28 protein-coding genes are annotated in these 25,609 nt (G+C 76.4%); 18 read left to right on the top strand and 10 right to left on the bottom strand.

Annotated features, from left to right (window positions below; genetic code table 11):
• Positions 1-88 precede the first annotated feature (88 nt).
• Entirely contained in the window at positions 89-1,225 is a 1,137-nt protein-coding gene (gene dapC, locus GCU56_RS19265) for a succinyldiaminopimelate transaminase (protein ID WP_275585983.1), read from the top strand.
• Between the two features lie 39 nt (positions 1,226-1,264).
• On the opposite strand, the gene GCU56_RS19260 is transcribed toward dapC, so the two are convergent.
• On the bottom strand, positions 1,265-1,846 hold the full coding sequence (locus tag GCU56_RS19260; RefSeq protein WP_163483355.1) for a hypothetical protein: 582 nt from the start codon (positions 1,844-1,846) through the stop codon (positions 1,265-1,267).
• 211 nt (positions 1,847-2,057) lie between these two features.
• On the opposite strand from GCU56_RS19260, the gene GCU56_RS19255 reads away from it, so the two are divergent.
• Complete coding sequence (locus tag GCU56_RS19255) at positions 2,058-3,191, top strand: alpha/beta fold hydrolase (protein ID WP_163483354.1); 1,134 nt, start codon at positions 2,058-2,060, stop codon at positions 3,189-3,191.
• A gap of 28 nt (positions 3,192-3,219) precedes the next feature.
• On the opposite strand, the gene GCU56_RS19250 is transcribed toward GCU56_RS19255, so the two are convergent.
• Positions 3,220-4,593 carry a TrpB-like pyridoxal phosphate-dependent enzyme gene (locus GCU56_RS19250; protein WP_163483353.1) on the bottom strand — a complete coding sequence of 458 codons (1,374 nt, stop codon included), beginning with the start codon at positions 4,591-4,593 and terminating at the stop codon, positions 3,220-3,222.
• Between the two features lie 161 nt (positions 4,594-4,754).
• The gene (dapD, locus tag GCU56_RS19245) at positions 4,755-5,729 is read right to left on the bottom strand and encodes a 2,3,4,5-tetrahydropyridine-2,6-dicarboxylate N-succinyltransferase (protein WP_163483352.1); all 975 of its coding nucleotides are present in this window, start codon (positions 5,727-5,729) and stop codon (positions 4,755-4,757) included.
• 75 nt (positions 5,730-5,804) lie between these two features.
• On the opposite strand from dapD, the gene dapE reads away from it, so the two are divergent.
• From dapE to GCU56_RS19215, 6 genes are read left to right on the top strand one after another with little or no spacing between them, the layout of a single operon-like run.
• On the top strand, positions 5,805-6,917 hold the full coding sequence (gene dapE / locus GCU56_RS19240) for a succinyl-diaminopimelate desuccinylase (RefSeq protein ID WP_163483351.1): 1,113 nt from the start codon (positions 5,805-5,807) through the stop codon (positions 6,915-6,917).
• Positions 6,914-7,753, top strand: coding sequence for a TIGR00730 family Rossman fold protein (locus GCU56_RS19235; protein WP_163483350.1), 840 nt, complete (start codon positions 6,914-6,916; stop codon positions 7,751-7,753). Before dapE ends, GCU56_RS19235 begins: the two co-directional genes overlap by 4 nt.
• Positions 7,754-7,765: 12 nt before the next feature.
• Complete coding sequence (locus tag GCU56_RS19230; protein WP_163483349.1) at positions 7,766-8,164, top strand: DivIVA domain-containing protein; 399 nt, start codon at positions 7,766-7,768, stop codon at positions 8,162-8,164.
• Positions 8,157-8,615 (top strand): SRPBCC family protein, encoded by a 459-nt coding sequence (locus GCU56_RS19225; RefSeq protein ID WP_163483348.1) that lies wholly within the window; start codon positions 8,157-8,159, stop codon positions 8,613-8,615. The genes GCU56_RS19230 and GCU56_RS19225 overlap by 8 nt, the downstream gene beginning before the upstream one ends.
• A 7-nt stretch (positions 8,616-8,622) precedes the next feature.
• Entirely contained in the window at positions 8,623-9,318 is a 696-nt protein-coding gene (locus tag GCU56_RS19220; protein ID WP_163483347.1) for a DNA alkylation repair protein, read from the top strand.
• Between the two features lie 47 nt (positions 9,319-9,365).
• On the top strand, positions 9,366-10,187 hold the full coding sequence (locus GCU56_RS19215) for a MerR family transcriptional regulator (RefSeq protein WP_163483346.1): 822 nt from the start codon (positions 9,366-9,368) through the stop codon (positions 10,185-10,187).
• On the opposite strand, the gene GCU56_RS19210 is transcribed toward GCU56_RS19215, so the two are convergent.
• The 3 genes from GCU56_RS19210 to GCU56_RS19200 are packed head-to-tail and all read right to left on the bottom strand — an operon-like array spanning position 10,121 to position 12,085.
• Positions 10,121-10,966 (bottom strand): cytochrome c oxidase assembly protein, encoded by an 846-nt coding sequence (locus GCU56_RS19210; RefSeq protein WP_345771949.1) that lies wholly within the window; start codon positions 10,964-10,966, stop codon positions 10,121-10,123. The genes GCU56_RS19215 and GCU56_RS19210 overlap by 67 nt on opposite strands.
• Positions 10,963-11,421 carry a DUF2243 domain-containing protein gene (locus GCU56_RS19205; protein WP_345771948.1) on the bottom strand — a complete coding sequence of 153 codons (459 nt, stop codon included), beginning with the start codon at positions 11,419-11,421 and terminating at the stop codon, positions 10,963-10,965. Before GCU56_RS19205 ends, GCU56_RS19210 begins: the two co-directional genes overlap by 4 nt.
• Before the next feature lie 43 nt (positions 11,422-11,464).
• Complete coding sequence (locus GCU56_RS19200; RefSeq protein ID WP_345771947.1) at positions 11,465-12,085, bottom strand: LysE family translocator; 621 nt, start codon at positions 12,083-12,085, stop codon at positions 11,465-11,467.
• Between the two features lie 75 nt (positions 12,086-12,160).
• On the opposite strand from GCU56_RS19200, the gene GCU56_RS19195 reads away from it, so the two are divergent.
• The 3 genes from GCU56_RS19195 to GCU56_RS23550 are packed head-to-tail and all read left to right on the top strand — an operon-like array spanning position 12,161 to position 14,609.
• Positions 12,161-13,063 (top strand): DMT family transporter, encoded by a 903-nt coding sequence (locus tag GCU56_RS19195; protein WP_163483344.1) that lies wholly within the window; start codon positions 12,161-12,163, stop codon positions 13,061-13,063.
• A gap of 8 nt (positions 13,064-13,071) precedes the next feature.
• Positions 13,072-14,277: a carboxylesterase/lipase family protein gene (locus GCU56_RS19190; RefSeq protein WP_204332421.1), complete on the top strand. Its 1,206-nt coding sequence runs from the start codon at positions 13,072-13,074 to the stop codon at positions 14,275-14,277.
• Complete coding sequence (locus GCU56_RS23550; protein WP_204332420.1) at positions 14,181-14,609, top strand: carboxylesterase family protein; 429 nt, start codon at positions 14,181-14,183, stop codon at positions 14,607-14,609. Before GCU56_RS19190 ends, GCU56_RS23550 begins: the two co-directional genes overlap by 97 nt.
• 7 nt (positions 14,610-14,616) lie before the next feature.
• Here GCU56_RS23550 and GCU56_RS24820 read toward each other — a convergent pair whose 3' ends face one another.
• Complete coding sequence (locus GCU56_RS24820; protein ID WP_163483343.1) at positions 14,617-16,125, bottom strand: glycosyltransferase family 39 protein; 1,509 nt, start codon at positions 16,123-16,125, stop codon at positions 14,617-14,619.
• 53 nt (positions 16,126-16,178) lie between these two features.
• Here GCU56_RS24820 and GCU56_RS19180 point away from each other — a divergent pair, with 53 nt between their 5' ends.
• From GCU56_RS19180 to GCU56_RS19160, 5 genes are all read left to right on the top strand, one after another.
• Positions 16,179-16,727, top strand: a complete 549-nt coding sequence (locus GCU56_RS19180) for a DNA-3-methyladenine glycosylase I (protein WP_345771946.1) — start codon at positions 16,179-16,181, stop codon at positions 16,725-16,727.
• Positions 16,728-16,900: 173 nt separating this feature from the next.
• On the top strand, positions 16,901-17,068 hold the full coding sequence (locus tag GCU56_RS19175; RefSeq protein WP_012947303.1) for a DUF3117 domain-containing protein: 168 nt from the start codon (positions 16,901-16,903) through the stop codon (positions 17,066-17,068).
• Positions 17,069-17,217: 149 nt separating this feature from the next.
• Positions 17,218-18,711 (top strand): leucyl aminopeptidase family protein, encoded by a 1,494-nt coding sequence (locus tag GCU56_RS19170; RefSeq protein ID WP_345771945.1) that lies wholly within the window; start codon positions 17,218-17,220, stop codon positions 18,709-18,711.
• A gap of 40 nt (positions 18,712-18,751) precedes the next feature.
• On the top strand, positions 18,752-18,925 hold the full coding sequence (locus GCU56_RS19165; protein ID WP_163483342.1) for an antitoxin: 174 nt from the start codon (positions 18,752-18,754) through the stop codon (positions 18,923-18,925).
• A 70-nt stretch (positions 18,926-18,995) separates the two neighbouring features.
• Positions 18,996-20,462 carry a hypothetical protein gene (locus GCU56_RS19160; RefSeq protein WP_163483341.1) on the top strand — a complete coding sequence of 489 codons (1,467 nt, stop codon included), beginning with the start codon at positions 18,996-18,998 and terminating at the stop codon, positions 20,460-20,462.
• A gap of 18 nt (positions 20,463-20,480) precedes the next feature.
• Here GCU56_RS19160 and GCU56_RS19155 read toward each other — a convergent pair whose 3' ends face one another.
• Entirely contained in the window at positions 20,481-20,975 is a 495-nt protein-coding gene (locus tag GCU56_RS19155) for a DinB family protein (protein WP_163483340.1), read from the bottom strand.
• Positions 20,976-21,018: 43 nt separating this feature from the next.
• Positions 21,019-22,521 (bottom strand): phytoene desaturase family protein, encoded by a 1,503-nt coding sequence (locus GCU56_RS19150; protein ID WP_163483339.1) that lies wholly within the window; start codon positions 22,519-22,521, stop codon positions 21,019-21,021.
• Between the two features lie 166 nt (positions 22,522-22,687).
• Here GCU56_RS19150 and GCU56_RS25345 point away from each other — a divergent pair, with 166 nt between their 5' ends.
• Both GCU56_RS25345 and GCU56_RS19140 read left to right on the top strand, forming a co-directional pair.
• Positions 22,688-23,089 carry a hypothetical protein gene (locus GCU56_RS25345; protein ID WP_204332464.1) on the top strand — a complete coding sequence of 134 codons (402 nt, stop codon included), beginning with the start codon at positions 22,688-22,690 and terminating at the stop codon, positions 23,087-23,089.
• 85 nt (positions 23,090-23,174) lie between these two features.
• Positions 23,175-23,864: a DUF6766 family protein gene (locus GCU56_RS19140; protein WP_163483338.1), complete on the top strand. Its 690-nt coding sequence runs from the start codon at positions 23,175-23,177 to the stop codon at positions 23,862-23,864.
• A 7-nt stretch (positions 23,865-23,871) separates the two neighbouring features.
• On the opposite strand, the gene GCU56_RS19135 is transcribed toward GCU56_RS19140, so the two are convergent.
• The gene (locus tag GCU56_RS19135) at positions 23,872-25,536 is read right to left on the bottom strand and encodes a SpoIIE family protein phosphatase (protein WP_163483337.1); all 1,665 of its coding nucleotides are present in this window, start codon (positions 25,534-25,536) and stop codon (positions 23,872-23,874) included.
• Positions 25,537-25,609: the final 73 nt, after the last annotated feature.

The following is a 25,609-nucleotide window of genomic DNA, read 5'->3' as shown; positions in this document are numbered from 1 at the left end:
TGGGCAGCCCGGGCGGCGCCGCGAAGACGGGCAAGGTCGGCAGGGACCACCCGCTCGTCGCCGCCCTGCCGCCGCAGGCGGAAGGCCACTGACGACCCGGTCCCCGGGGGCCCCGGCGTCCGGGACGGCGGCCGGCGGGCTGGCCGACTTCCCCTGGGACTCGCTCAGCGCCGCGCGCACCGCGGCCGCGCGGCATCCGGGCGGGGTCGTCGACCTGTCCATCGGGACGCCGGTCGACGACACCCCCGAGGTGCTCTCCGCCGCGCTGGCCGGCGCGGGCAACGCCCCCGGCTACCCGACGGCGCTGGGCACCGCCGAGCTCCGCAGCGGTGCCGCCCGCTGGCTGCAGCGCCGGCTCGGCGTCCACCTGGCCGATCCGCTGGGCACCGACCCGTCGGTGATCCCGACCGTCGGCTCCAAGGAGCTGGTGGCGCTGCTGCCCACCCTCCTCGGGCTGCGCGGCCGGGGCACGGTGATCGTCCCGGAGGTCGCCTACCCCACCTACGAGGTCGGCGCGGTCCTGGCCGGGCTGGCCGTGCGCCGCACCGACGTGCCGCCGCCGGACGCGGCCGGGATCGTCCTCGTGTGGCTGAACAGCCCGGGCAACCCGCACGGCCGGGTGCTGACCGACGAGCAGCTGCGGGACTGGGTGACCTGGGGCCGGGCGCACGGCGTCCCGGTGGTCGCCGACGAGTGCTACGTGACCCTCGGCTGGGACGTCGAGCCGCGCTCGGTCCTGCACCCCGCCGTCGCGGGCGAGGACCACACCGGGCTGCTCGCCGTCCACTCGCTGTCCAAGCAGTCCACCGCCGCGGGGTACCGCGCCGGGATGCTGTCGGGCGACCCCGCGCTGGTGCGCACCGTGTGGGAGGTCCGGCGGCACCTCGGGCTGCTGGTGCCCACGCCGGTGCAGGCGGCGATGGCCGCCGGCCTGGACGACGACACGCACGTCGACGCCCAGCGGGAGCGCTACCGTGCCCGCCGCGAGCGCCTGTCCGCGGCAGTCCGTGCCGCCGGGGCGCGCATCGACCACTCCGAGGCCGGCCTCTACCTCTGGGTGACCCGCGACGAGGACTGCTGGGCGACCATCGACTGGCTCGCCGGCCTCGGCATCGTCGCCGGCCCGGGCGCCTTCTACGGCCCGGCCGGGGCGCGGCACGTGCGCCTGGCGCTCACCGCCACCGACGAGCGGATCGCCGCCGCGGTCGAGCGTCTGGCCGGCTGACGCCGGTCGGCGTCCCCCGCGACGCCGGTCGGCCGCTCGTCAGGGGCAGGAGGAGTTGCCACCCGAGGTGGCGGTGGCCAGCTCCGCGGCCAGACCCTCCCAGCGCTGGTACAGCTCGGGGAACCCGGATCTCTGCACTGCCTGCGCGACCTCGGTGAGCCGACCGGTGTCCCAGCCGGGCACCTGGACGAGCCGGTCGTAGAAGATGCCCGCCGCGTAGACCGGGTCCTGCACCTGCGCCGGGCTGCCCCAGCCCTGCGACGGGCGCTGCTGGAACAGGCCGAGGGAGTCGCGGTCGCCGTGGTCGAGGTTGCGCAGGGTGGACTCCTGCATGGCCGTGGCCAGGGCGATGACCACGGCCCGCTCGGGGAGCCCGCGGTCCCGGCCCACCTGCGCGATGGTGCGGGCGTTCGCGATCTGCTCACCGGAGAGCTCGATGCCGGTCGCGGGCAGCGTGCACTCCGCCGTCGCGACCGCGACGTCCTCGGGGGCGTCGCCCGACGAGGAGAACGCGACGAGCACCACCACGACGAGCAGGACCGCGAGCCAGACCCAGGCCACGAGGTCGCGGCCGGTCGGCCGGCGTCCGCCGGAGCGGCGACCGGCAGGAGCGCGGCGCACGGTCTGTCGGTTCCCGGACGCAGCGCGCCGAGCGGGGGTGCGGGCAGGGGTGCGCGCGGCGGGCCGCCGGACCGGCCGGACCGTCGTCGCACTCCGTCCACTGGGCATGGCCGCCGACTCTAGGTGGGGTTCCTGTCAGGACGGCGCTGCCGGGACGAGGTGTCGGTCGCTAGCGTGTGCCCGCCGCCGTCCCCCCTCGCGAGGAGAACCCATGGCCGACGTCCTGCTGCCCGGCATCACCGCGACCAGGGTCAGCACCCCGCGCCTGACCCAGAACGTGCTCCACCCCGACGGCAGCGACCCGGCCGGTGCCGGGGACGTGGTGCTGTTCGTGCACGGCAACGTCAGCTCGTCACTGTTCTGGCAGCAGCCGATGCTCGCGCTGGCCGAGACCGGCCACGTCCGTCCCCTCGCGGTCGACCTGCGCGGCTACGGCGACACCGACGCCCTGCCGATCGACGCACGACGCGGGGTGCGGGACTGGGCCGACGACCTCGCGGCGCTGGTGGAGACGCTGGGGCTGGAGCGGGTGCACCTGGTCGGCTGGAGCATGGGCGCCGGCGTCGTCCTGCAGTACCTGCTCGACGCGCCGCAGCGGGTGGCCTCGGTCGTGCTGGTCGCGCCCGTCTCGCCGTACGGCTTCGGCGGCACGGCCGGGGCGGAGGGCCGGCGGCTGTCCGAGGACGGTGCCGGCTCGGGGGCCGGTGCGGCCAACCCGGCGTTCGTCGCGGCCCTCGCCGCCGGTGACACGACCGCCGACCAGCCGACCAGCCCGCGGTCGGTCCTGCGGGCCTTCTACGTCGCGCCGGACTCCCTCCCGCTGGACCCGCAGCTGGAGGACGTCTTCGTCGCCGCGATGCTCTCCACCCGCACCGGCGAGGACCACTACCCCGGGGACGCCGTCACGTGCGGCACGTGGCCGGGGGCGGCACCGGGGGAGCGCGGCGTGCTCAACACGATGGCGCCGACCGTCTTCGACCTCTCCGGCCTCGCGGACCTGCCGGTCAAGCCGCCGGTGCTGTGGGTGCGCGGGGACGCCGACGCGATCGTCTCCGACGCGTCGATGTTCGACCTGGCCCAGCTCGGCGCGCTGGGTGCGCTCCCGGGCTGGCCCGGCGAGGAGGTCTGCCCGCCGCAGCCGATGGTCACCCAGACCCGCTCGGTGCTCGACCGCTACGCGGCGACCGGCGGCGCCTACCGCGAGGTCGTGCTGCCCGGTGTCGGGCACTCGCCGCACGTGGAGCGCCCGCAGGAGTTCGTCGTCGCGCTGCTCGAGCACCTCGCCGTCCCGGCCGCCCCGCCGTCGAACACCCCCGAGACCCCGGGCCCGGGGGACGTGGACTGACCGCGCCGGGAGGCCGCCGGCCGGGGCGTCAGGCCCCGGCCGGCACCGTCGGCAGCTCGCTCAGTCCCGGTGCGAGCCGCTCGTCGGTCACCTCCTCGTCGACCATGCGGCCGGACAGGTAGGCCTCGTACGCGGCCAGGTCGAAGTGCCCGTGGCCGCACAGCGCCGTGACGATCACCTTCTCCTCGCCCGACTCCCGGCACGCCTCCGCCTCGCGGATGCAGGCCGCCAGCGCGTGGCTCGGCTCCGGAGCCGGCACGATCCCCTCGGTCCGCGCGAACCGCACGGCGGCGGCGAAGCACTCGGTCTGCGGCAGTGCGAGCGCCTCCACCAGGCCCAGCTCGTACACGTGCGAGAGCAGCGGGGACATCCCGTGGTAGCGCAGGCCCCCGGCGTGGATCGGGTCGGGGATGAACCGGTGGCCGAGGGTGTGCATCTTCAGCAGCGGCGTCATGCCCGCGGTGTCGCCGAAGTCGTAGGCGTAGACCCCCCGGGTCAGGGACGGGCACGACGCCGGCTCGACCGCCCGGATCGTCGGGGACATCCGGCCGGCGAGCTTCTCCCGCAGGAAGGGGAACACCAGGCCGCCGAAGTTGGAGCCGCCGCCGGTGCAGCCGACGATGACGTCCGGGCTCTCGTCCACCGAGGCCAGCTGCAGGAGCGCCTCCTCGCCGATCACCGTCTGGTGCAGGAGCACGTGGTTGAGCACGCTGCCCAGGGCGTAGCGGGTCTGCGGGTCCTGGCCGGCGACCTCGACCGCCTCGCTGATCGCGATGCCGAGCGACCCGGGGTGCTGCGGGTCCTCGGCGCGGATGCCCCGCCCGGCCGCGGTCAGGTCCGACGGGGAGCGGTGCACGCGGGCCCCGAACGTCTCCATCATCGTGCGCCGGTAGGGCTTCTGGTCGTAGGAGGCGCCGACCATCCAGACCTCGCACTCGAGGTCGAACAGGGCGCTGGCGAACGCGAGGGCGGTGCCCCACTGCCCGGCACCGGTCTCCGTCGTCAGCTTCCGCACGCCCGCCTTCGCGTTGTAGTAGGCCTGCGGGACGGCGGTGTTCGGCTTGTGCGAGCCGGCCGGTGAGACGCCCTCGTACTTGTAGTAGATGCGGGCAGGCGTCCCGAGGGCCTTCTCCAGCCGGTGCGCCCGGTACAGCGGCGAGGGGCGCCACAGCTTGTAGATGTCGAGGACCTCGCCGGGGATGTCGACGAAGCGGTCGCCGGTGACCTCCTGGAGGATGAGGTCCATCGGGAACAGCGGCGCGAGGTCGTCGGGCCCCACTGGCTGCAACGTGCCCGGGTGCAGCGGTGGCGGGGGCGGGCTCGGCAGGTCGGGGACGACGTTGTACCACTGCGTCGGCAGCTGCGACTCATCGAGGTTGATCTTGATCCGCTGGTCGGCCACCGGCGTCTCCTCCGACTCGGTCCGCGCGCGAGTGCCGGCGAGCCTATGACCTCAGCATTCGGTGGTGGAAGCGGTTGTGCCCCGGCCCCTCCGCAGGTCGACCCGTGGCGTCGTCCCGGGCCTCCCCGCGGAAGGGCCCGGTGGGGGCAGAGGGGTCCTCGTCAGTTCTTGTGCAGCTCGGCGTTCAGGGCGCCCCAGTCGCCGTCCCGGGGGAGGGCCTCCAGCGCGCCGGACACCGAGTTGCGGCGGAACAGCAGGCCGTCGCGCCCGGAGAGTTCCGCGGCCTTGACCACCGAGCCGTCGGGCAGGGTCACGCGGGAGCCCGCGGTCACGTAGCAGCCGGCCTCGACGACGCACCGGTCGCCGAGGGAGATGCCGACGCCGGCGTTGGCGCCCAGCAGGCACCCGCTGCCGATCGAGATGACCTGCTTCCCGCCGCCGGACAGCGTGCCCATGATCGAGGCGCCGCCGCCGATGTCGCTGTCCGCGCCGACGACGACGCCGGCGCTGATCCGGCCCTCGACCATGGAGGGACCCAGCGTGCCGGCGTTGAAGTTGACGAAGCCCTCGTGCATGACCGTCGTCCCCTCGGCCAGGTGGGCGCCCAGCCGGACCCGGTCACCGTCGGCGACGCGCACGCCGGAGGGGATGACGTAGTCGACCATCCGCGGGAACTTGTCGACGCCGTGCACGGTGACCTGACCGTGCGCGGCCCGCAGCCGGTGCACGTTGAACGACGCCGCCTCGACCGGTCCGGCGCTGGTCCAGGCCACGTTGGTGAGCAGCCCGAAGACGCCGGTCAGGTCCACCCCGTTGGGGCGCACCAGCCGGTGGGAGAGCAGGTGCAGCCGCAGCCAGACGTCGTAGGTGTCCGCCGGCGGCGCGGAGAGGTCCGGCGCCACGGTGCGGACGGCGATGACCTCGACCCCGCGGGCCTCGTCCGACCGGACCAGGCCGCCGTAGTCGGGCCCGAGCTCACCCGAGAGCTCCAGCGCGCCCAGCCGGGTGGTGCCGGGAGCAGCGCCCGCGGGGGCTCCGAGTCGCGGTTCGGGGTACCAGACGTCGAGGACCGTGCCCGAGGGGGTCACGGTCGCGAGTCCGGCGGCGACGGCGGAGTGCGGGGCTGCGGCGGTCACGGGGAGGACGCTACCGAGCGGCGACGGGCGCGCTGCCGGGGCCGGGACAGCACGGCGCACGTAGGCTCGGCGACCGTGGGTGACCTGCCGCCGCTGGACCTCTCCGCCGACGTCCTCACGCTCACCCGTGCGCTGGTCGACGCCCCGTCGGTGTCGGGCACCGAGCGGGCGCTCGCCGACGCGGTCGAGGCCGCGCTGCGGGGGCTCGGCGGCCTGGAGGTCGAGCGGGTCGGCGACGCCGTCCTCGCCCGCACGAACCTCGACCGGCCGACGCGCGTCGTGCTCGCCGGGCACCTCGACACCGTGCCGATCGCCGACAACGTCCCCAGCCGGCTCGACCCGGACTCCGGCCGGCTGTACGGCTGCGGCACCAGCGACATGAAGGCCGGCGACGCGGTGATGCTGCGGCTGGCCGGCCGCTTCGGCGTCCCGGGGGCCGAGCCCGCCTCCGACCTCACCTTCGTCTTCTACGACAACGAGGAGGTCGAAGCGGTCAGGAACGGCCTCGGCCGGGTGGCGCGGGAACGCCGCGGCTGGCTCTACGGCGACCTGGCCATCCTGCTCGAGCCGACCGACGGCGAGATCGAGGGCGGCTGCCAGGGGACCCTGCGGGCGGTGCTGGAGGTGCCGGGACGGCGGTCGCACAGCGCCCGCAGCTGGCTGGGTGTCAACGCGATCCACGGGGCGGCCGGCATCCTGGCCACCCTGGCGGCCTACCAGGCGCGCGAGGTGGACATCGACGGCTGCCTGTACCGCGAGGGGCTCAACGCCGTCGGCATCCAGGGCGGGGTCTCGGGCAACGTCATCCCCGACGAGTGCCGGGTGACGGTCAACTTCCGCTACGCGCCCGACCGCGACGAGGACGCCGCCGAGGCGCACGTCCGCGAGGTGTTCGCCGACGCGGTCGCCGCGGGGGCCACCCTGTCCGTCGTCGACAACGCCGGCGGCGCGCTGCCCGGCCTGGCCGACCCGGCCGCGGCGGCGTTCGTGGCCGCGGTCGGCCGGCCCGCCCGCGCCAAGCTCGGCTGGACCGACGTCGCCCGCTTCGCCGCCTTCGGCATCCCCGCCCTCAACTACGGCCCCGGCGACCCGCAGCTGGCCCACACCCGCGACGAGCACGTCGTCGTCGACCGGCTGCAGCCGGCCGAGGACGCGCTCGTCGCCTACCTCTCCGGGAGCTCCGCGTGACCACCACCCCCGAGCCCGCGGGCGGCCGCAAGCCGCGCCCGACCCGGCACCGCGGCCCCGTGGTGCTCCGCGGCGGTGAGCCCGACGCGCGCACCCAGGACACGACCACCGACCAGCGGCTGCTGGACCGCCGGGGCCCCACCGACTGGGTGCACGCCGACCCGTGGCGGGTGCTGCGGATCCAGAGCGAGTTCGTCGAGGGCTTCGGCCTGCTCGCCGAGCTGCCGCGCGCGGTCAGCGTCTTCGGCAGCGCCCGCACCCCGCGCAACTCCCCGCACTACGCCGCCGGGATCGAGATCGGTGCCGCGCTCGCCGACGCCGGCTACGCGGTCATCACCGGCGGCGGGCCCGGCGCCATGGAGGCGGCCAACCGCGGGGCGTCGGAGGCGGGGGGGCTCTCGGTCGGGCTGGGCATCGAGCTGCCCTTCGAGCAGGAGCTCAACGAGTGGGTGGACGTCGGCATCGCGTTCCGCTACTTCTTCGTGCGCAAGACGATGTTCGTGAAGTACGCCCAGGCCTTCGTCATCCTCCCCGGCGGCTTCGGCACCCTCGACGAGCTGTTCGAGGCGCTGACCCTGGTGCAGACGCGCAAGGTGACCCGCTTCCCGGTGGTCCTCTACGGGACGGAGTACTGGTCCGGCCTGGTCGACTGGGTCCGGGACACGATGGTCCCGGCCGGGACCATCCGGGACACCGACCTGGACCTGTTCACCGTCACCGACGACGTGGCCGAGGTGGTCCGGCTCGTCCAAGAGGCCGACGCGGCGCGGGTGGCCGGCGACAACGGTGGCGGCATGCGCTCGCTGCCCGCCGATCCCGGCCCCAGCGACGCCTGAGGTCGACCGACCGTGCTCTCCGCCGTCGTCTTCGTCGCCGTCGTCCTGGTGGTCGGCGCGCTGGTCTTCCTGGGCGGGTCGCTGCTGCTCGGCCGGGGGGAGACCCAGCCGCCGGCCGACCCGGACCGGTCGCCGGTCGAGCTGCCCGACGACCGGCCGGTCACCGCGGACGACGTCCGGGGCCTGCGCATCTCGGTGACCGTCCGGGGCTACCGGATGACCGAGGTGGACTGGCTGCTGGAGCAGCTGGCCCAGGCGCTCGAGGACCGCGACGGCCAGCTGGCCGCGCTGCGCGCCCGGCTGGACGACGCGGACACCGTCCGGCCGCCGGGCCACGCCGCCGCACCGGGGACCGACGCCCCGCCCTCGGGTGCCCCCACGAACGGGAACGGAGCCCACGCCGATGCGTGAACTGGTCGAGACCGTCGACGTCGACGCACCACCGGAGCAGGTCTGGGCCGCGCTCACCGACTGGACCCGGCAGGGCGAGTGGATGCTGCTCACCGACGTCGAGGTGGTGGGCGGTGACCCCCGCGGTGTCGGCGGGCGGATGGCCGCGCGCACCGGCATCCCGTGGCGGCGGGGCCGGCACCTCGGCGTGCTCGACACGATGGTCGTCACCGAGTGGGACCCCCCGCGCCGCGTCGTCGTCCAGCACACCGGCCGGATCGTCCGAGGGCCGGGCATCTTCGAGCTGACCCCGCGGGGCGAGCACACGACCCTGACCTGGACCGAGCAGCTCTGGCTGCCCTTCGGCCCGCTGGGCCGGGCGGGCTGGCCGCTGGTGAAGCCGGTCATGGTCGCGGGCGTGCGCCGGTCGCTGCGCCGGTTCGCCGCCTTCGCCGCCACCCACGCCGGCTGAGCCGGCCGTGACGGCGGCCGCCATCCGGGCCGAGCTCGCCGCCGCCGCCGACCCGGAGCGGGCGGCCGGCATGGCCCGCTACTTCCAGGTCCGCCCCGGCAGCTACGGCGAGGGCGACCGCTTCCTGGGCATCGCCGTCCCCCCGCAGCGGGCGATCGCGCGGCGGCACGCGGCGACCACGCCGCTGGCCGACGTCGCGGACCTGCTGTCCAGCCCGTGGCACGAGGAGCGGCTGACCGCGCTGCTGGTGCTGGTGCGGCGGTTCGCGACGGCGGACGACGACGAGCGGTCCCGGATCGTCGACCTCTACCTGACGTCGCGGCGGCACGTGGACAACTGGGACCTCGTCGACGCCTCGGCCCCGTACCTGCTGGGCGGCGCCGACCCGGTGCTGCTGGACGACCTCGCCGCGTCGTCGTCGGTGTGGGACCGGCGGATCGCCGTCATGGCCACCTTCCCCGCCATCCGCGCCGGGCGGTTCGAGCCGACGCTCCGGCTGGCCGACCGGCTGCTCGACGATCCGCACGACCTGGTCCACAAGGCGGTCGGCTGGATGCTGCGCGAGGTCGGCAACCGCGACCGGTCGGTGGCCGAGGCGTTCCTCGCCCCGCGGTACCGGCGGATGCCCCGCACGATGCTGCGCTACGCCATCGAGAGGTACCCGCCCGAGCGCCGCCGGGCCTACCTCAGCGGCGACGCCTGACCGCCCGGCTCGACCCGGCCCCTGGGGCCTGCCTCAGGCTGCCGGGCGTGGACGAGCACCTGCTGCGGGTCGGGGACTTCCTGCGCCGGACCCGGTTGTCGCCGAAGGCGCTGCGGCTCTACGGCGCCCAGGGGCTGCTGGTGCCCGACCGGGTCGACCCGCGCACCGGCTACCGGCAGTACGGCGCCGGCCAGGTGGAGCGGGCCCGGCTGATCGGCGTGCTGCGGGCGGCCGGCATGCCGCTGGCCACGGTGCGGGCGGTGGTCGACCTGACCGGGACCGACCGGCTCGCGGCGGTCGACGCGTGGTGGGCCGGCGTGGAGGCCGACCTGCGACGCCGCCGGGAGCTCGTCGCGTACCTGCACCGCCGGGCGGAGCGAGAGGACCGGGCCGCGCCGGACAGGGACGGCGTCACCGTGCGGGAGGTCCCGGCGGCCACCCTCCTCACCGTCGAGCGGCGGCTGACCGTCGAGGCGCTCGACGGCTTCATCACGTCCGCCCGGGAGGCGATCGAGGAGCAGCTGCGGACGTCGGGAGCGGCGCGCGCCGGTGCGCTGCGGGTCGCCTACCACGGGATGGTCACCGAGGACAGCGACGGGCCGGTGGAGGTCGCCGTCCCGTTCACCGGTGCCGTGGATCCGGCCGACGGTCTCCGGGTCCGCCGCCGGCCGCCCGGCCGGGAGGCGCTCACCCGCCTCACCCGGGCCGAGGCGGAGTTCCCGCGGATCCTCGACGCCTACGACGTCGTGGCCCGGTGGTGCGACGACGCCGCGCTGACGCGCACCGGCAGCCCGGCGGAGGTCTACCTGAGCGCCCGGGACGTCGCCCCGGACGAGCCGCACCTGGAGGTCGCCTGGCCGGTGCGCTGACCCGGACGGGGAACCGGGCCGCGGCGTCCACCGGCTCGGCCTCGCGCCGGCACGGGTGTCCCGGGGCGCGCGGCACCCTCCCGGGCGGCGGCGCGGCTGACGTACCAGCGCCGCCACAGCACCGCGGCGACGGCCAGCGAGACGACCGTGCCCCCGTCGTACATCAGCCGAGCACCCTCCTCGGCGTGCGTCGTCCCGGCCGGCGGGGAGGCGTACAGCAGCTTCGCGAGGACGTCGTGCGCGGCCATCCCGGCGGCCAGCGCCGCCGCCCGAGCCCCGACCCCCCGACGGTGCGGAGCCGGGTCGACGCCGAGCACGGCCGCGGTGGCCAGGTAGCCGCTGACCAGCACGTGCAGCGAGACCAGCGCGGCCAGTGCGGGCCGGTGCGCGGCGGCGGTGTGCAGCCCGGTGCCGTAGAGCACCCACAGCCCGGCGGAGTTCAGCGGGACGGCGACCAGCGGGTCGGTCGCCCACCGCGCGACCGGCGTCCGCAGCAGCCGGGCCAGCCGGCGGGCGCCGGTCACCGGCAGCGCGCGGAGGGCCAGGGTGACCGGCGCGGCCAGCACGAGCAGCAGCGGTCCGAGCATGCCGAGCAGGAGGTGACCGGCCATGTGCGCGCGCAGGTCGCCGTGCCCGCCGCCCAGCGCCGCGCCGGCACCGACGCAGGCGAGGCCGAGCAGCCAGGACGCCGTCCGGGCCAGCGGCCACGGCGACCGGCAGTGCCAGCCGGCCGCCACGTACAGCCCGGCCGCGACCAGCAGGCCGGCGAGCAGGATCACCGCACCGGCCGGCGGCGGGCGCGGGCCATGAGCAGTGCGCCGGCGGCCAGCAGCACCACCGCACCGGCGATCCAGGCGACGTCGTACCCGGTCGGGTCGACGCCGTAGCGCACCTGGTGCACGCGCAGCAGCTTGTGGTCGACGACGCCGTCCCACAGCTGGAAGGCGCCCGCGCCCAGGAGCACCGCAGCCCACCAGCGCGTCGGCGTGAACGTCCGACGGCGCCGCAGGTCGGCCAGCAGCGCCAGCCCGGCCACCACGGCCGACAGCGTCGCCGCGTGCAGCAGGCCGTCGGAGACGAGGCCGGCCGCCCCACTGGCCCGGTCGTAGAAGTGGTGCCAGTGCAGCAGCTGGTGGAACACGATCTCGTCGACGGCTCCCATCAGCCCGGCGCCGAGCAGGAGGCCCGAGGCCAGCAGTCGCCGTCCGTCGGGCGGGGGAGTCGTCCCGGTCACCGCCGACCGGTGCCCGGTGCCGCGCCGGGTCAACCGCGCGGGCTCAGCCGCGCGCGACCGCCAGCCGCACGCCGAACCCGAGCAGCGCGCACCCGGTCAGCGCGTCGAGGGCGCGCCGGACCGGCCGTCGGGCGAGCACCGCCCGCGCCCGGTCCAGCCCGGCGACGAGGGCGAGGAGGTAACCGAGCCCGAGGACGGCGTGGGTGAGGGCGAACGCGGCCAGCACCGGGACCGCCGCACCGGGGCCGAGGAACTGCGGCAGCACCGCGAGGTAGAACGCCAGCACCTTCGGGTTGGTGATGTTGGACAAGAACCCCTGGCGGAACCCGGCCATCGCCAGACCGGGCGCGGCGTCGGTCGCCGACAGGTCCGGGTACCGGCCGCGGACGGCGGAGCGCAGCGCCTGCACGCCCAGCCAGGCGAGGTAGCCGATGCCCAGCCAGCGGATGGTCTGGAAGAGCGGCTCCACCCGCACGACGAGCGCGGCGAGCCCGGCCGCGGCGGCGGCGCCCTGCACGACGTTCGACGCCGTGACGCCGACCGCACTCCACGATCCGCGTCGGCGCCCGCCGGACAGCGTGTTCTTCACGACGACGGCGAAGTCCGGTCCCGGCACGAGGACGAGGACGGCAGCGAAGACGACGAAGGTCGCGTAGTCGGCCACGGGCACCACCGTAAGTGGGCACCACCGTGGGGACGGCGGACCGGCGGCAGGCAGGATGTCGGCCGTGGGCGAGCGATGAGCCGGCGCGGGTGGGCACTGTTCCTGGCGATGTCGCTGATCTGGGGCATCCCCTACCTGTTGATCAAGGTGGCCGTCGGCGAGATGTCGCCGGTGGTCGTGGTCTTCGGCCGCTGCGTCCTCGGCGCCGCCCTGCTGCTGCCCTGGACCGTCGCCCGCGGGCAGCTGCGCCCCGCGCTGCGGCACTGGAAGGCGCTGCTGCTGTTCACCGTGCTGGAGATGACCGGCCCGTGGCTGCTCCTCGCCTACGCCGAGCAGTCGCTGTCCAGCTCGCTGACCGGCCTGCTCGTCGCGGGCGTGCCCTTCGCCGCTGCCCTGGCCGCCCGCCTGGCCGGTGAGGAGGAGCGGCTGACCCCGGTCCGGCTCGCGGGCATGGGCCTGGGCGTCGTCGGCATCGCCGTCCTCCTGGGACTGGACGTCGGCGGGGCCCAGCTGCTGCCGATCGCGGCGGTCGGGCTGGTCGTCATCGGCTACGCCACCGCGCCGCTGATCGTCAGCCGCGCCCTGCCCGACGTCCCGGGGGTGGCGGCCAGCGCGGTGGCCCTCGTGGTGACCGCCGTCGTCTACGCGCCGTTCGCCCTGCCGCGGCTCGACCAGGTGGGCGCCGCGCCGGCGACGGCGCTGCTGTCGCTGGTGACCCTCGGCGTGCTGTGCACCGCCGTCGCGATGGCGCTCTTCTTCGCGCTGATCCGCGAGGTGGGGCCGCAGCGGGCGCTGGTCATCACGTTCCTCAACCCGGCGGTGGCGGTGCTCCTGGGCGTCCTGCTGCTCGACGAGCCCTTCACCCTCGGGCTGGCGATCGGCCTGCCGCTGATCGTGCTCGGCTGCGTCCTCGCCACCCGGCGCAACCGGCGCACCGCCGCCGAGGTCCCCCCGCCGGTCGACACCCCCGTCCCCTGAGGAGACCGATGAGCCAGCCGACGTCGTCCCCCGTGGCCCGCACCCGCGCCGGGGCGGTCCGTGGACGGTCCGAGCAGGGGGTGGCGGTCTTCCGCGGCATCCCGTTCGCCGCCCCGCCGGTGGGCGACCTGCGCTTCCAGGCGCCGGCGCCGGCCGCGCCGTGGGACGGCGTCCGGGAGGCCGACGTCTTCGGCCCGCCGCCGCCCCAGGCCCACATGGGCCCGCCGCCTCCGCCGCCGATGGGCGTCGCGGGCCTCCCGGTCCGGCACGATCCGACCGACTGGCTCACCCTCAACGTGTGGACGCCGGACCCCGGGGCCACCGGCCTGCCGGTCGTGGTGTGGGTCTACGGCGGTGCCTACCGCATGGGTTCGGCCGACCAGCCCGGCTACGACGGCGCGGCCCTGGCCCGGGCCGGGGTGGTCGTGGTGACCGCCAACCACCGGGTCGGGGTGGAGGGCTTCGCCCAGTTCGACGGCGCGCCGGCCAACCGGGCCCTGCTCGACCAGGTCGCCACGCTGCGCTGGGTGCAGGAGGAGATCGCCGCGTTCGGCGGGGACCCCTCGCGGGTCACCGTCTTCGGCGAGTCCGCCGGCGCCGGGGCGGTCGCCGCGCTGATGGTGATGCCCGCGGCCGCGGGCCTCTTCGCCCAGGCGGTCGCGCAGAGCGTCCCGGGCACGTACTTCACCCCCGCGCTGGCCCGGGACGTCGCCGTCGAGCTGGTCGCCCCGCTCGGACGGGCACCCACCGCGGCCGCGCTGGCCGACGTCGCACCGGAGGACCTGCTCGGGGCGCTGGGCACGCTGGACCGGCGGCTGCCCACCCTGCGGCGCTGGGGCCTGGTGTCGCACACGCCCACCCCGTTCTCCCCGGTCGTGGACGGTGAGGTGCTGCCCACCGACCCGTGGACCGGGCTGACGGCGGGCGCGGCGCGCGACGTGCCGCTCCTGGTCGGCCACAACCGCGACGAGTGGCGGCTGTTCCTCGCCCTCGGCGGGCGGGTCGCCAGGTCACCGACGAGATGGCCGAGGAGGCGATGGCCGTGTTCGGCCCGGGTCCCGACGCCGGGGCCCGGATGCGCGCCGCGCACCCCGGTGCGGACGCCGAGGAGCTGTTCGTGCTGGCCCACTCCGACCGGATGTTCCGCATCCCGAGCCTGCACCTGGCCCACGCGCACAGCCTCGGTGGCGGGCGCAGCCACCTCTACGAGCTGACCTGGCCGGCGCCCGCGGCGGGCGGCGTCCTGGGCGCCTGCCACGGCCTCGACGTCCCCCTGGTCTTCGGCGTCCTCGACCAGGGGCTGGCGCTGCAGCTGCTGGGCACGCCGGCGCCCGCGGGAGCGGTCGACGTCTCCGCGCAGATGCAGACGGCCTGGACGGCGTTCGCCCGCGACGGCGACCCGGGGTGGCCCGCGCACGAGGAGGAGCGGCAGCTGACCCGGGTCTTCGACACCGGGGAGCGGGGCGGGGTCGCCCGCTACCCGGAGCAGGCCTCGCGGGACCTGTGGGCCGGCCGCACCATCGAGGTGCTCGACCTGCAGGACTGAGCCCGGCTCAGCCCAGCCGGCGCAGCTGTGGCCAGATCTGCTCCCACGGCACCTGCCGGTCGGTGGCGAGCCAGACCCGCGTGCCCTGCTCGTCGTTGTCCAGGCCGACCCCGTCGTCGATCCGGCCGGCCGGCTGCACCCGGGCGAACCAGGCCCGCAGCCGGTCCTCGGGCAGGCCGACGGCCACCACCGAGGTGACTGCCTCGGCCGGCGGGCCCCACGTCCAGTACGCGTTGTGTCCGCTGTACGCGGGGGCCAGCGCGGGGGCGAACCGGTCGACGGCCCCGGCCTGCCCGTAGTTGCCGGTGAGGACGGCGACCGGCGCGGTGGCCGGCAGCTGGGCCCGGGCCCGCTCCACCGTGGCGGCGAAGCGGGGCCAGCCGACGGTCTCGCCGGCGTCGTAGTTGACGGCGGGGACCGGGGTGCCGGCCAGCCGGTCGACCGGGACCAGCGGCAGCATCAGCACCGCGTCCACGGCCAGGCTGAGCGCCAGTGCGGCGGCCACGAGAGCGGCCCGCAGCCGGGCGGGCCCGCGCCGCACCCAGGCCAGCACCGGGTCGACGCCGGCGGCCAGCAGCACCGGGTAGAGCCCGGCCAGGTAGTAGGGCTTGCCGCCCGTCACCAGGAACACCCCGGCCAGGACGACGTAGGCCAGCGCGAAGGCCCGCCACGGGCGCAGCGCCGGGTCGCGGGCCGGCCGCACCAGGCCCGCGACCCAGACCGGTACCAGCAGCGGGCTGACCAGCACCAGCTGGAAGGGGAGGAAGAGGTACCAGGGCTCCGACGTGCCGGAACTGCCCGCTGCGATCGCCTCGGCGAGGGCCAGCTGCGGCCAGCCGTTCGCCGCCTGCCAGACCAGGTTGGGTGCCCACAGCAGCAGGGCGACCGCGCCACCCACCCACGGCCACGGGGAGCGCAGCGCCGACCGCGGACCGAGGACCAGGACGCCGAGCAGCAGAGCGGCCACCAGGAAGGCCGGTTGCACCTTGTTCTGTAGGGCGAGCCCGGCCACGGCGCCGGCGGCCAGCCAGATCCGCCCGCCGTCGCGCAGTGCCCGGACCAGCAGCCACGACAGCGCCGTCCAGGCGAGCAGGTCCAGCGTCGAGGTCGACAGCAGGTGACCCACGGCCAGCAGGAACGAGGAGACGCCGATCGCGGCGGCGGCCAGCAGCTGGGTGGTCCGGCCGCCACCGAACTCCCGCGCCAGCAGCCCGGTGAGGACGACCACCGCGCCGGCAGCCAGCGCCGACGGCAGCCGCAGCGCCACCAGCGAGCCCGGCGCCAGGGCGTCCACGGCCGCGGCGAGCAGCGGCGTGAGCGGCGGCTGGTCGACGTACCCGAACGCCGCCTCCCGTCCGGCCCGCAGGAAGTACAGCTCGTCCCGGTGGTAGCCGTACCGGCCGGCGACCGCCACCAGCAGCAGCGCGACCGCGCCCGCCAGCGCGGCCAGCGGGGCCCGGGCGAGGTCGGGCCGCCCCGTCACCCGGGGACGGGCGGGGCCGGCGGGGGTGCGCACCCGGGGACGGTAGCCGCGGCGTCCTGTCGGCGGCCGGCGTTACCGTCCGCGCCGTGGAGCTGATCCGGTGCGCCTGGGGCGACAGCGCCCCCGAGTACGTCGCCTACCACGACGAGGAGTGGGGGACGCCGCTGCACGGCGACGACGCCCTGTTCGAGCGGCTGTGCCTGGAGGCGTTCCAGTCGGGGCTGTCCTGGATCACCATCCTGCGCAAGCGGGCCGCCTTCCGCGCCGCCTTCGCCGGGTTCGCCGTCGACGCGGTCGCGGACTTCACCGAGGAGGACCAGGCCCGTCTCATGGCCGACGCCGGGATCGTCCGCAACCGCGCCAAGATCGCCGCCGTCGTCCGCAACGCCCGCTCGGCACAGGACCTGCCCGAGGGCCTCTCGGCGCTGCTGTGGTCCTTCGCGCCCACGGCACCCCGGCCCCGGCCGGCGACCCTCGCCGACGTGCCCGCGACGAGCCCGGAGTCGGTCGCCATGGCCAAGGAGCTCAAGCGGCGCGGCTTCGTCTTCGTCGGCCCGACCACCGCCTACGCCCTCATGCAGGCCACCGGCATGGTCGACGACCACGTCGCCACGTGCTTCCGGGCGCGCACCTGAGGGCGGCCGTCGCCGCGCGGCGGGGCGCCGGTCCGCCCCCGCTGGTCACCTGAGAGGGGGTCGTGTTGGTCTCCCGACCTGCGATACGGGATCATTGGGGTCGGAGCGCACAGCATCGACGAACGCCACACCGCAGCCGGTCCGGTTGCGGGTGGCCGGCGAAGGAGGCACGCATGGCGGCCATGAAGCCGCGCACGGGTGAAGGTCCCCTGGAGGTCACCAAGGAGGGGCGCGGCCTGGTCATGCGGGTACCGCTCGAGGGCGGCGGTCGCCTGGTCGTCGAGCTCTCGCCCGACGAGGCCGCGGCCCTCTCCGAGGCACTGAAGGGCGCGACCAGCTGAACACCGCAGCGCACCTGCCTCCGGGCAGCTCCGCGCGGGACGACGCGGCCCCGGCCGCCGGCAGCACGCCGGCGACCGGGGCCGCGCCGCTGCCGCGGGTCGAGATCGCCTCCGTCCTGCCCGAGCTCGGCGAGGACGACCTCCTCGCGGTGCCGGTCGGCAGCGGGGCGACCCTGCCCGGCTGGCTGACGGGCGCCGGCGCCCCGGTCGACGCCGACCTGCTCGCCGGTGCCCTCGCCGACACCGGGAACACCGGCAGGCCGGGCACCGTCACGAACATCCCGATCGCCGGCCGGCGCCCGCGCAGCGTCGTCGCGGTCGGCGTCGGGGACGCCACCCTGCCCGACCTGCGCAGCTACGTGGGCGTCGCCGTGCGGCGGGCCCAGACCCTCGCCGAGCACGGCGCCCGCCGGCTCGTGCTCCCGCTGGACGACGCCGCCGCGCCGGCCGGCGCCGAGGAGGTGCGCGCCGCGGTCGAGGCGGCGCTGCTGGCCGGCTACCGCTTCCGCGACACCTCGCGGCCGCACCCCCCGAGGCTGGTCACCGTCACGGTCGTGGCCGCCGACGCCGGCGATCCCGCCGTGACCGCCGCCGCCCGTGCCGGCGAGGTCACCGGCCGGGCCGTCGCCTGGGCCCGCGACCTGGTCAACACGCCCAGCAACACCAAGGACCCCGCCTGGCTGGCCGAGCAGGCGGTGGACCGGCTCGCCGGCCTGCCGCACGTCACGGTCACCGTCCTGGGCCCCGACGAGCTGCGCGCCGGGGGCTTCGGCGGCGTCCTCGCCGTCGGTGGGGGCTCGGCGAGCCCGCCCCGGGTGGTCGTGGCGAGCTACCGGCACCCGTCGGCGGGCTCCGCGCACCCGGTGCTCGTCGGCAAGGGCATCACCTTCGACACCGGCGGCATCTCGATCAAGCCGACGTCCGGCATGCGCGAGATGAAGACCGACATGGCCGGTGGCGCGGCGGTGCTCGCCGCGGTGGACGCCGCCGCCCGTCTCGAGCTGCCGGTGGCGGTCAGTGCGGTCGTCCCGGCCGCGGAGAACGCCGTCTCCGGCTCCTCCTACCGCCCGGCCGACGTCGTCCGGCACGTCGGAGGGCGGACGACGGAGGTGCTCAACACCGACGCCGAGGGCCGGATGGTCCTCGCCGACGGGCTGGCGCACGCCCGCCTGTCGCTCGGCGCCACCGTGCTGGTCGACGTCGCCACGCTGACCGGCGCGATGAAGGTCGCGCTCGGCACCCGCACCGCCGGCCTCTTCTCGACCACCGACGGGCTCGCCGACGCCCTGCGCACCGCCGCCGGGCACGCGGGGGAGCCGGTGTGGCGGATGCCGCTGGCCGAGGAGCACGCCGACCTGCTGGAGAGCACGGTCGCCGACGCCAACAACGCCCCCGGCAACCCGGGTGGCAGCACCGCCGCGCTCTTCTTGCGGCCCTTCGCCGGCGACCTGCCGTGGGCCCACCTCGACGTCGCCGGCCCGGCCCGCGCCGGGTCCGACGACGCCGAGGTCGTCAAGGGCGGCACCGGCTTCGGTGCCCGCACCCTGCTCCGCTGGCTGGAGGCCGGGGCGCCGGTCGACCCGGTGCCGGTGGAGCGCGAGCCGGCGGTTGCGGTCGCCGGTCGGCGGGCATCCCCGGGGTGAGCCGCGCCATCGGTGCGACCGGACCCGAGGGGGAAGACCCATGAGCATGATGGACAAGGCCAAGGACGCGCTGAGCAGCGACAAGGGCGAGCAGGTCAGCGACAAGGCCCTGGACAAGGGCGGGGACCTCGCCGACCAGAAGACCGGTGGCGACCACGACGCGCAGATCGACAAGGGCCGGGACATCGCCGACGGCAAGATCGGCAACCAGTAGGAGCAGTGCCGGCGGCTGGGGCCCGGAGCCCCAGCCGCCACCGGCCGACCGGGTCGGGCAGGATCGGCCGGTGACCGACGGACAGCGCGGTGTCGTCTTCCCGGCCGAGCCCGACGGCCGGCGCAGCACCGCGGCTCTCGGCCGGGCCGTCGTCGCCGACGCCCTCCGGTCGGTCGACCCGCCCGGCGCGCTGGCCGCCGAGCGGGAGACCAACTGGCGGGCCGGCTACCTCAGCCACTTCCGCCGGCTGGTCGAGGCCGGTCTGCCGGCGCGCGAGGCGGCGCTGTCGATCGCCGACGCCGGCCTGTCGTCACTGCACCGGCGGATGCGGGTCGCCGGCACCGACGGCGGCGAGGCCGGGCTGGGCACGCTGGCCACCGCCCCTGCCGGGCGGTCCCTGGGGACGGCGGAGGTCACCGGCACCGCGGAGCCCGAGCGGGAGCTCTCGCTGCCCTACCGCGGCGGGCGACTGCGCGGGGACGACCTGCTGCGCCGCCTGGACGCGTGGACGGCGGCCGGCGTGGTCGAGCCGTCCTGCGCCGAGGCCGTCGCGACGGTGGCCGCGCACCCCGAGTGGCTGGCGGTGCCCGACCGCACGGTGGTCGTCCTCGGCGCGGGCGCGGAGATGGGGCCGCTGACCGCGCTGCTGCGCTGGGGCGCCCGCGTGGCGGGGGTCGACCTGCCGCGGGCCTCCCTGTGGCAGCGGGTGCTCGAGACCGCTCGGCGCGGCGCCGGCACGCTGTTCCTCCCGGTGACCGGGGACGGCGGCCCCATGGCCGAGCGGGCCGGCGCCGACCTGGTCGGCGAGGTGCCGGCGGTGGCCGACTGGATCGCGGCGCTGCCCGGCCGGCCGGCGCTGGGCAACTACGTCTACGCCGACGGGGCGATGAACGTGCGGGTGTCGGTGGCCGTCGACGCCCTGACCGTGCGGCTCGCCGCCGCCCGGCCGGAGGTCGCGCTGGCCTTCCTCGCCACACCGACCGACGTGTTCGCCGTGCCGGCCGACGCCGTCGAGCAGTCGGTCCGCGCCTATGCCGGCCGGTCCCGGCGGGCCAAGCTGCTCGGCCGGCCCCTGCGGACCCTCTCGGCCGGCCGGCTGCTGCAGCGCGCGCACGTGCCCGGCGCGGACCCGGGCATCGCCGACAGCCTGGTCGCCCAGCAGGGCCCCAACTACGCGCTGGCCAAGCGGCTGCAGCGGTGGCGGGCGACGGTGGCCCGGGCGGCCGGGATCACGGTGTCGATGAACGTCGCGCCGCCGACCCGGACCCGCTCGGTGGTCAAGAACCGGGCGCTGGCCGCGGCCTACGCCGGGGCGCACCGGTTCGGCGTCGAGGTGTTCGACCCGGCGACGTCCAACGTCCTCATGGCCGCCCTGCTGGTGCACGACCTGCACACCGGTGGGGGCCCGGCGCACGAGCACCCCTGGCAGGACGAGGCGTACGCGGCGGCGCACGGCGGGCTGTGGCGCGGGCCCTACGCTCCGCGCAGCGCCCTCGGCCTGGCGGCCCTGCTCGGCTACGGCGCCGCCCGCGGCTGACCCGCGGGCGGCGCACCGTCACCGGCCGCCGCTGTCGACCGACTCGCGGAGCAGGTCGGCGTGGCCGTTGTGCCGGGCGGTCTCCTCGATCATGTGCAGCAGGATCCAGCGCAGGTTCTCCGGCGGTGCGTCCCCGCTCGTCACGGCGGCCGGCCGATCGAGATCGGGGAGCTGCGCCACCACCTCGCGACTGCGGGCGCAGGCGTCCTCGTAGCGGCGGCGCAGCTCCTCGGGGGCCAGCGCGGCCGCGGCCCGGAAGACGTCGTCCCGGCCGGCGCCGGCCCACAGCGGATGGCGGGGGAGCCCCGCGAAGCGCACCCGGAACCAGGCGTCCTCGACGTGCGCGAGGTGGTGCAGCAGCCCGCCGAGCGTGAGGGCCGATGGCGTCAGCCGACGGGCCAGTTGCGGACCGGTGAGCCCCTCGGTCGTGCGCAGCAGCGCGTCCCGGCAGCCGTCGAGGGTGGCGGTGAGCAGCGGCAGCTCGGCGCCGGAGGGCGGTGGTCGGCTCGGCACCCGGCCAGCCTGACAGGTCCCGGCCGGCACCGGGCGGCGGCCATCAGGCGGGGCCGACGAGCCCGGCGACGATCTCCGCGGACAGCGCGACGAGGGGCAGCCCGCCGCCGGGGTGCGACGAGCCGCCGACCAGGAAGAGCCCGGGCACCGGCGCGGCGTTGCCCGGGCGCAGGAACGCCGCCCGGGTGCCGTTGCTCGACGTCCCGTAGATCGACCCGCCGGCGCTGCGGGTGTCCCGCTCGAGGTCGGCCGGGGTCCGGACGGTGCACCAGCGGACACGGTCCCGGACGTCGAGCCCCCGGCCGGCCAGCACGTCCAGGACCTGCCTCGCGTAGCGGTCGGCGAGGCCGGGGGAGTCCCAGTCGACCCCACCGGCCGGGTCGTGCCGCGGAGCGTTGACGAGCACGAACCACGACTCGGAGTCGTCGTCCGGCCGGGTCGCGGGATCGTCCGGTGCACTCACGTAGACGGTCGGGTCGGCCACCGGCCGCGGCGCGCCCCGGTGCCGGCCGGTGCCGAACACCGCGTCGAACTCGGCGTCGTAGTCCACCGGGAAGAGCACGGTGTGGTGGGCCAGGCCCGGCGTCCGCCCGCGCAGGGCCAGCAGCAGCACGAACCCCGACAGCGACGGCGTGCTGCGGGCGAGGTCCCGGCGGACCCCGCGGGTGGCGCCGGAGGGCGGCAGCAGGTCGGCGTACAGGGCGGCGGCGTCCCCGGCGGACACCACGACGTCGGCCCGCACCACCTCACCGCCGGCCAGCCGGACGCCGGAGGTGCGGCCGCCCTCGACGAGCACCCGTTCGACGGTGCACCCGGTCCGGACCCGCGCACCGCGCTCGACCGCCCGCTCCGCCACCGCGTCCGCCAGACGGCGCAGCCCGCCGCGCACGTACCAGGAGCCGTACTCCTGCTCCACGTGTGGGACCGTGGCCAGCACCGCCGGTGCCCGCCGCGGGTCGGACCCGGAGTAGGTGGCGTACCGGTCGAGCAGCATGCGCAGGGCCGGATGGGCGAGGTGTTCCTCGCCGAGCCCGCGCAACGTCTTCCACGGCGCCACGGTGGCGACGTCCGACGGGCGCCGGGCCAGCCGCGCCAACGTCGCCGCGCCGGCCAGCGGTGAGCGGAGGAAGGGCTGCTCGGTGACCCGCCACATCGCCGCCGCCCGCTGCATCAGCGCGGTCCACTGCGCGCCGGTCCCGTGGCCGAGCGCCGCATCGACGGCGGGGGCGATGGCGGCGCGGGTCCCGGGCAGGAGCAGCCGGGAGCCGTCGGGGAACCGGTAGTCCACCGCGGGGTCCAGCCGCACCAGGTCGACGGCGTCCTCCAGCGGGCCGCCGGTGGCGGCGAACAGGTCCGCGTACACCTGGGGGAGGGTCACCAGGCTCGGACCGGTGTCGAAGCCGTGCCCGTCGCGCGCGTACCAGCCCAGCTTGCCGCCGGTCTGCCGCGCCTGCTCGAGCACGGTCACCTGGTGACCCAGGGCGGCCAGCCGGGCCGCCGCGGCCAGACCGCCGAGGCCGGCGCCGACCACCGCCACCCGCGCCACGCCGCCCACGGTAGCCCCGCCCGCCGACGGAGCAGGCCGGGCGACGGAGCCCGCTGTCACCCCCGCGGGTGACCACTCGTTTGCCTCGCGCGGCGGACCGGGTAGGCCGCCGGTCGCCGGCCCACGCGGACCGGACACACCCGGGGGACCCGGACGGGAGAGCACTGTGGCGACCTGGAGGGCCAGCAGGTGCCTGGCCACGGTGGGCCTGGCGGCGGCCGCGCTGCTGACCGGCTGCTCGAGCCTGGAGGCAGACGACGCCGGTGCGGTGGCCCTGGCTTTCGAGGACACCTCCGGCGAGCCGAGCGAGCGGTGCGCCCTGCTGGCGCCCGCCACCCTGGAGACGCTGGAGTCCGAGGAGTTGGCGCCGTGCGCGGACGTCATCGGCGAGCTCCCGCTGTCCGGTGGCCGGGTGGCGGCGGTGCAGGTCTGGGGCGGCGACGCGCAGGTCCGCCTCACCGGCGACACCCTCTTCTTGACCGGGACCGACGCCGGCTGGCGCGTGGTCGCCGCGGGGTGCCGGCCGAGGCCCGAGGGTCCGTACGACTGCCAGGTGGAGGGGTCATGAGGGGTGTGCGCGGGATCTTCGTCGCCTACCTGGTCGTCCTGGTGGTCGGCATCGCCTACGTGACGGCGCTGGCACTGATGGGCCGATGAGCGCGCCCGAGCGGTACGGCTTCGTCCGCGCCAACGCGCTGAGCCTGGCGTTCGGCGGACTGTTCCTGGCCACCCTGCTCGGCCAGGCCGTCTCCGGCACCGCGGACGTCAACGCCGGGCGGGTGTCGGACGGCCTGCCGACGGTGTCGTTCCTGGACTACGTCACCTCGTCGTCGTTCGGGGTCGACGTCATGGAGAACTGGCAGTCCGAGTACCTGCAGTTCTTCCTCTACGTCTTCGCCACGGTCTGGTTCGTCCAGCGGGGCTCGTCGGAGTCCAAGGAGCCGGGGCAGGAGGGCACCGAGTCCGACCGCGAGCAGCAGGTCGGCCGGTACGCCGGCGCGGACTCCCCGGCCTGGGCGCGGCCCGGGGGCTGGCGGACGGCGGTCTTCTCCCGGTCGCTGGGCCTGCTCATGGGCGCGCTCTTCCTGCTCACGTGGGCCGCGTCGTCCATCGCCGGGTGGGCGGCGTACAACTCCGAGCAGCTCGCGTCCCGGCAGGACCCGGTCAGCTGGATCGGGTACCTCGGCGAGGCCGACTTCTGGAACCGTTCCTTCCAGAACTGGCAGTCGGAGATGCTCGCGGTCGGCTCGATGGCCATCTTCGCCGTCTACCTGCGCCAGCGCGGGTCACCGGAGTCCAAGCCGGTGGGCGCCGCGCACGCCGACACCGGCCAGACCGGCTGACCGCCGGTCAGGGCACGCTGAGAGCGAGGACGGCGAGGTCGTCGGCCTCGTGCCGCGAGCCGCGCAGCTGCTCCTCGACGGCGGAGGTCACCGCGGCGACGGTGGCCTCCGCTCCGCAGGGCGCGGCGGCGAGCACCTCGGCCAGCCCCTCCTCGCCGAACTGGTCGCCGGCGTCGTCCCTCGCCTCGGTCACGCCGTCGGTGTAGAGCACCAGCGTCGAACCGGCCGGGAGCGCCACCTCCTCCACGTGGAGGTCGAGGTCGGCGGTGACGCCGAGCGGGCGCCCGACCAGCCCGGTCTCGACCACGCCGCCCGCCGTCCGCCGCAGGGGCAGCGGGTGGCCGGCCACCGCCACGGCCGCCCGGATGCCGTCCGGGCCCGGGGAGAGCACGAGGCAGCAGGCGGTGACGAAACGCAGCGGCCCGTCGCCCTGCTCGTGCAGCAGCGCGGCGTTGACCGCGCGGAGGACCTCGGCGGGGTCGCACGTCCCGCCGGCGGTGGAACTGGCCGCCGCGCGGGCGGTGTGCCGGGTCAGCGCCGTCACCGCGGCCGCCTCGGCACCGGTCCCGCAGACGTCGGCGATCAACACCATCCAGCGGCCGTCGGGCAGGGGCATGACGTCGTAGGTGTCACCGCCGACGAGCGCGTTGCCCCCTCCGGGGCGGTAGCGCGCGGCGAGCTGCACACCCGGGATCACCGGCAGGTGGGAGGGCAGCAGGCTGCGCTGCAGCGTCTCGGCGAGCTTGCGGACCTCCGACTCGGCGCGCAGCCGGCCGAGGAACTGCCCGATCTGGCGGCCGGCGTGCGCCAGCACGTCCAGCAACTCGGGCGGGACGGGTCGCTGCTCCCGGGAGAACAGCTCGCACACGGCCAGCAGCTCGCCGCCACGGAGGACCGGGAAGGCGACGCCGGTCCGCAGCCCGTCGGCGCGGGCCGCCGAGAGGCGGGCCAGGCGGGGTTCGGCCCACAGGTCCTCGATGACGACGGGTGCCCGGCGTGACCAGGCCAGCCCCGGCAACGGCTCGCCGCGACCGATCCGGTGCGCGTGCGAGGCCTCGTGGAGGGCCGGTGCCTCCGAGCCGGGGGTGTTCCAGGTGCCGACGTGGTGCAGCCGGCGACTCGCGCCGTCGGGCTCCCACAGGGTGGCGGTGTCCCAGTCCAGCTCGGTGCACAGCGTCGGGAGCAGGTCGCGGAAGGCGACGTCGGCGTCGGCGGCCTCCGTCAGCGCCGCCGTCACCCGCAGCGTCGCGGCGAGGTACCGGCCGACCAGCAGCTGCCGCTCGAGCAGGACGGTGGTGGCCGCGTCGCGGAGCACGGCCACCACCACGGCTGCGTCATCGTCCCCGCCCGGGGCAGGGTCGAGACGGGCGAGGGTGAGGTCGATCGTGATCTCGCGGCCGCTCCGGTGCAGGGCGGGGACCTGGGTCGTGGACCCCACCAGCTCCCCCCGTCCGGTGATCCGGAACCGGGCGAAGCCGTCCCCGTGGGCACCGCGGAAGCGCTCGGGCATGAGCACGGTCAGCGACTGGCCCAGCAGATCGGCGGGGGCGTGGCCCAGGAGCCCGTGGACCGCCGGGTTGATGTAGGCGATCCGCCCTTCGGCGTCGGCCACGACGACCGTGTCGGGCAGGGCCTCGAGCAGGGCGCGAGCGGGCAGCGCGGGGTTCAGCATGCGGTGTCGCTCCCCCCGCTGATCGACGTCGCCGCAGTGCAGGATCGCACACCACGCCGGCCATGAGCACGCG

The sequence above is a fragment of the Geodermatophilus sabuli genome, assembly GCF_010686765.1.
Lineage (GTDB): Bacteria > Actinomycetota > Actinomycetes > Mycobacteriales > Geodermatophilaceae > Geodermatophilus > Geodermatophilus sabuli_A.
The sequence above is the reverse complement of the archived record's forward strand: the minus strand, read 5'-3'. Positions and strand labels throughout refer to the sequence as shown.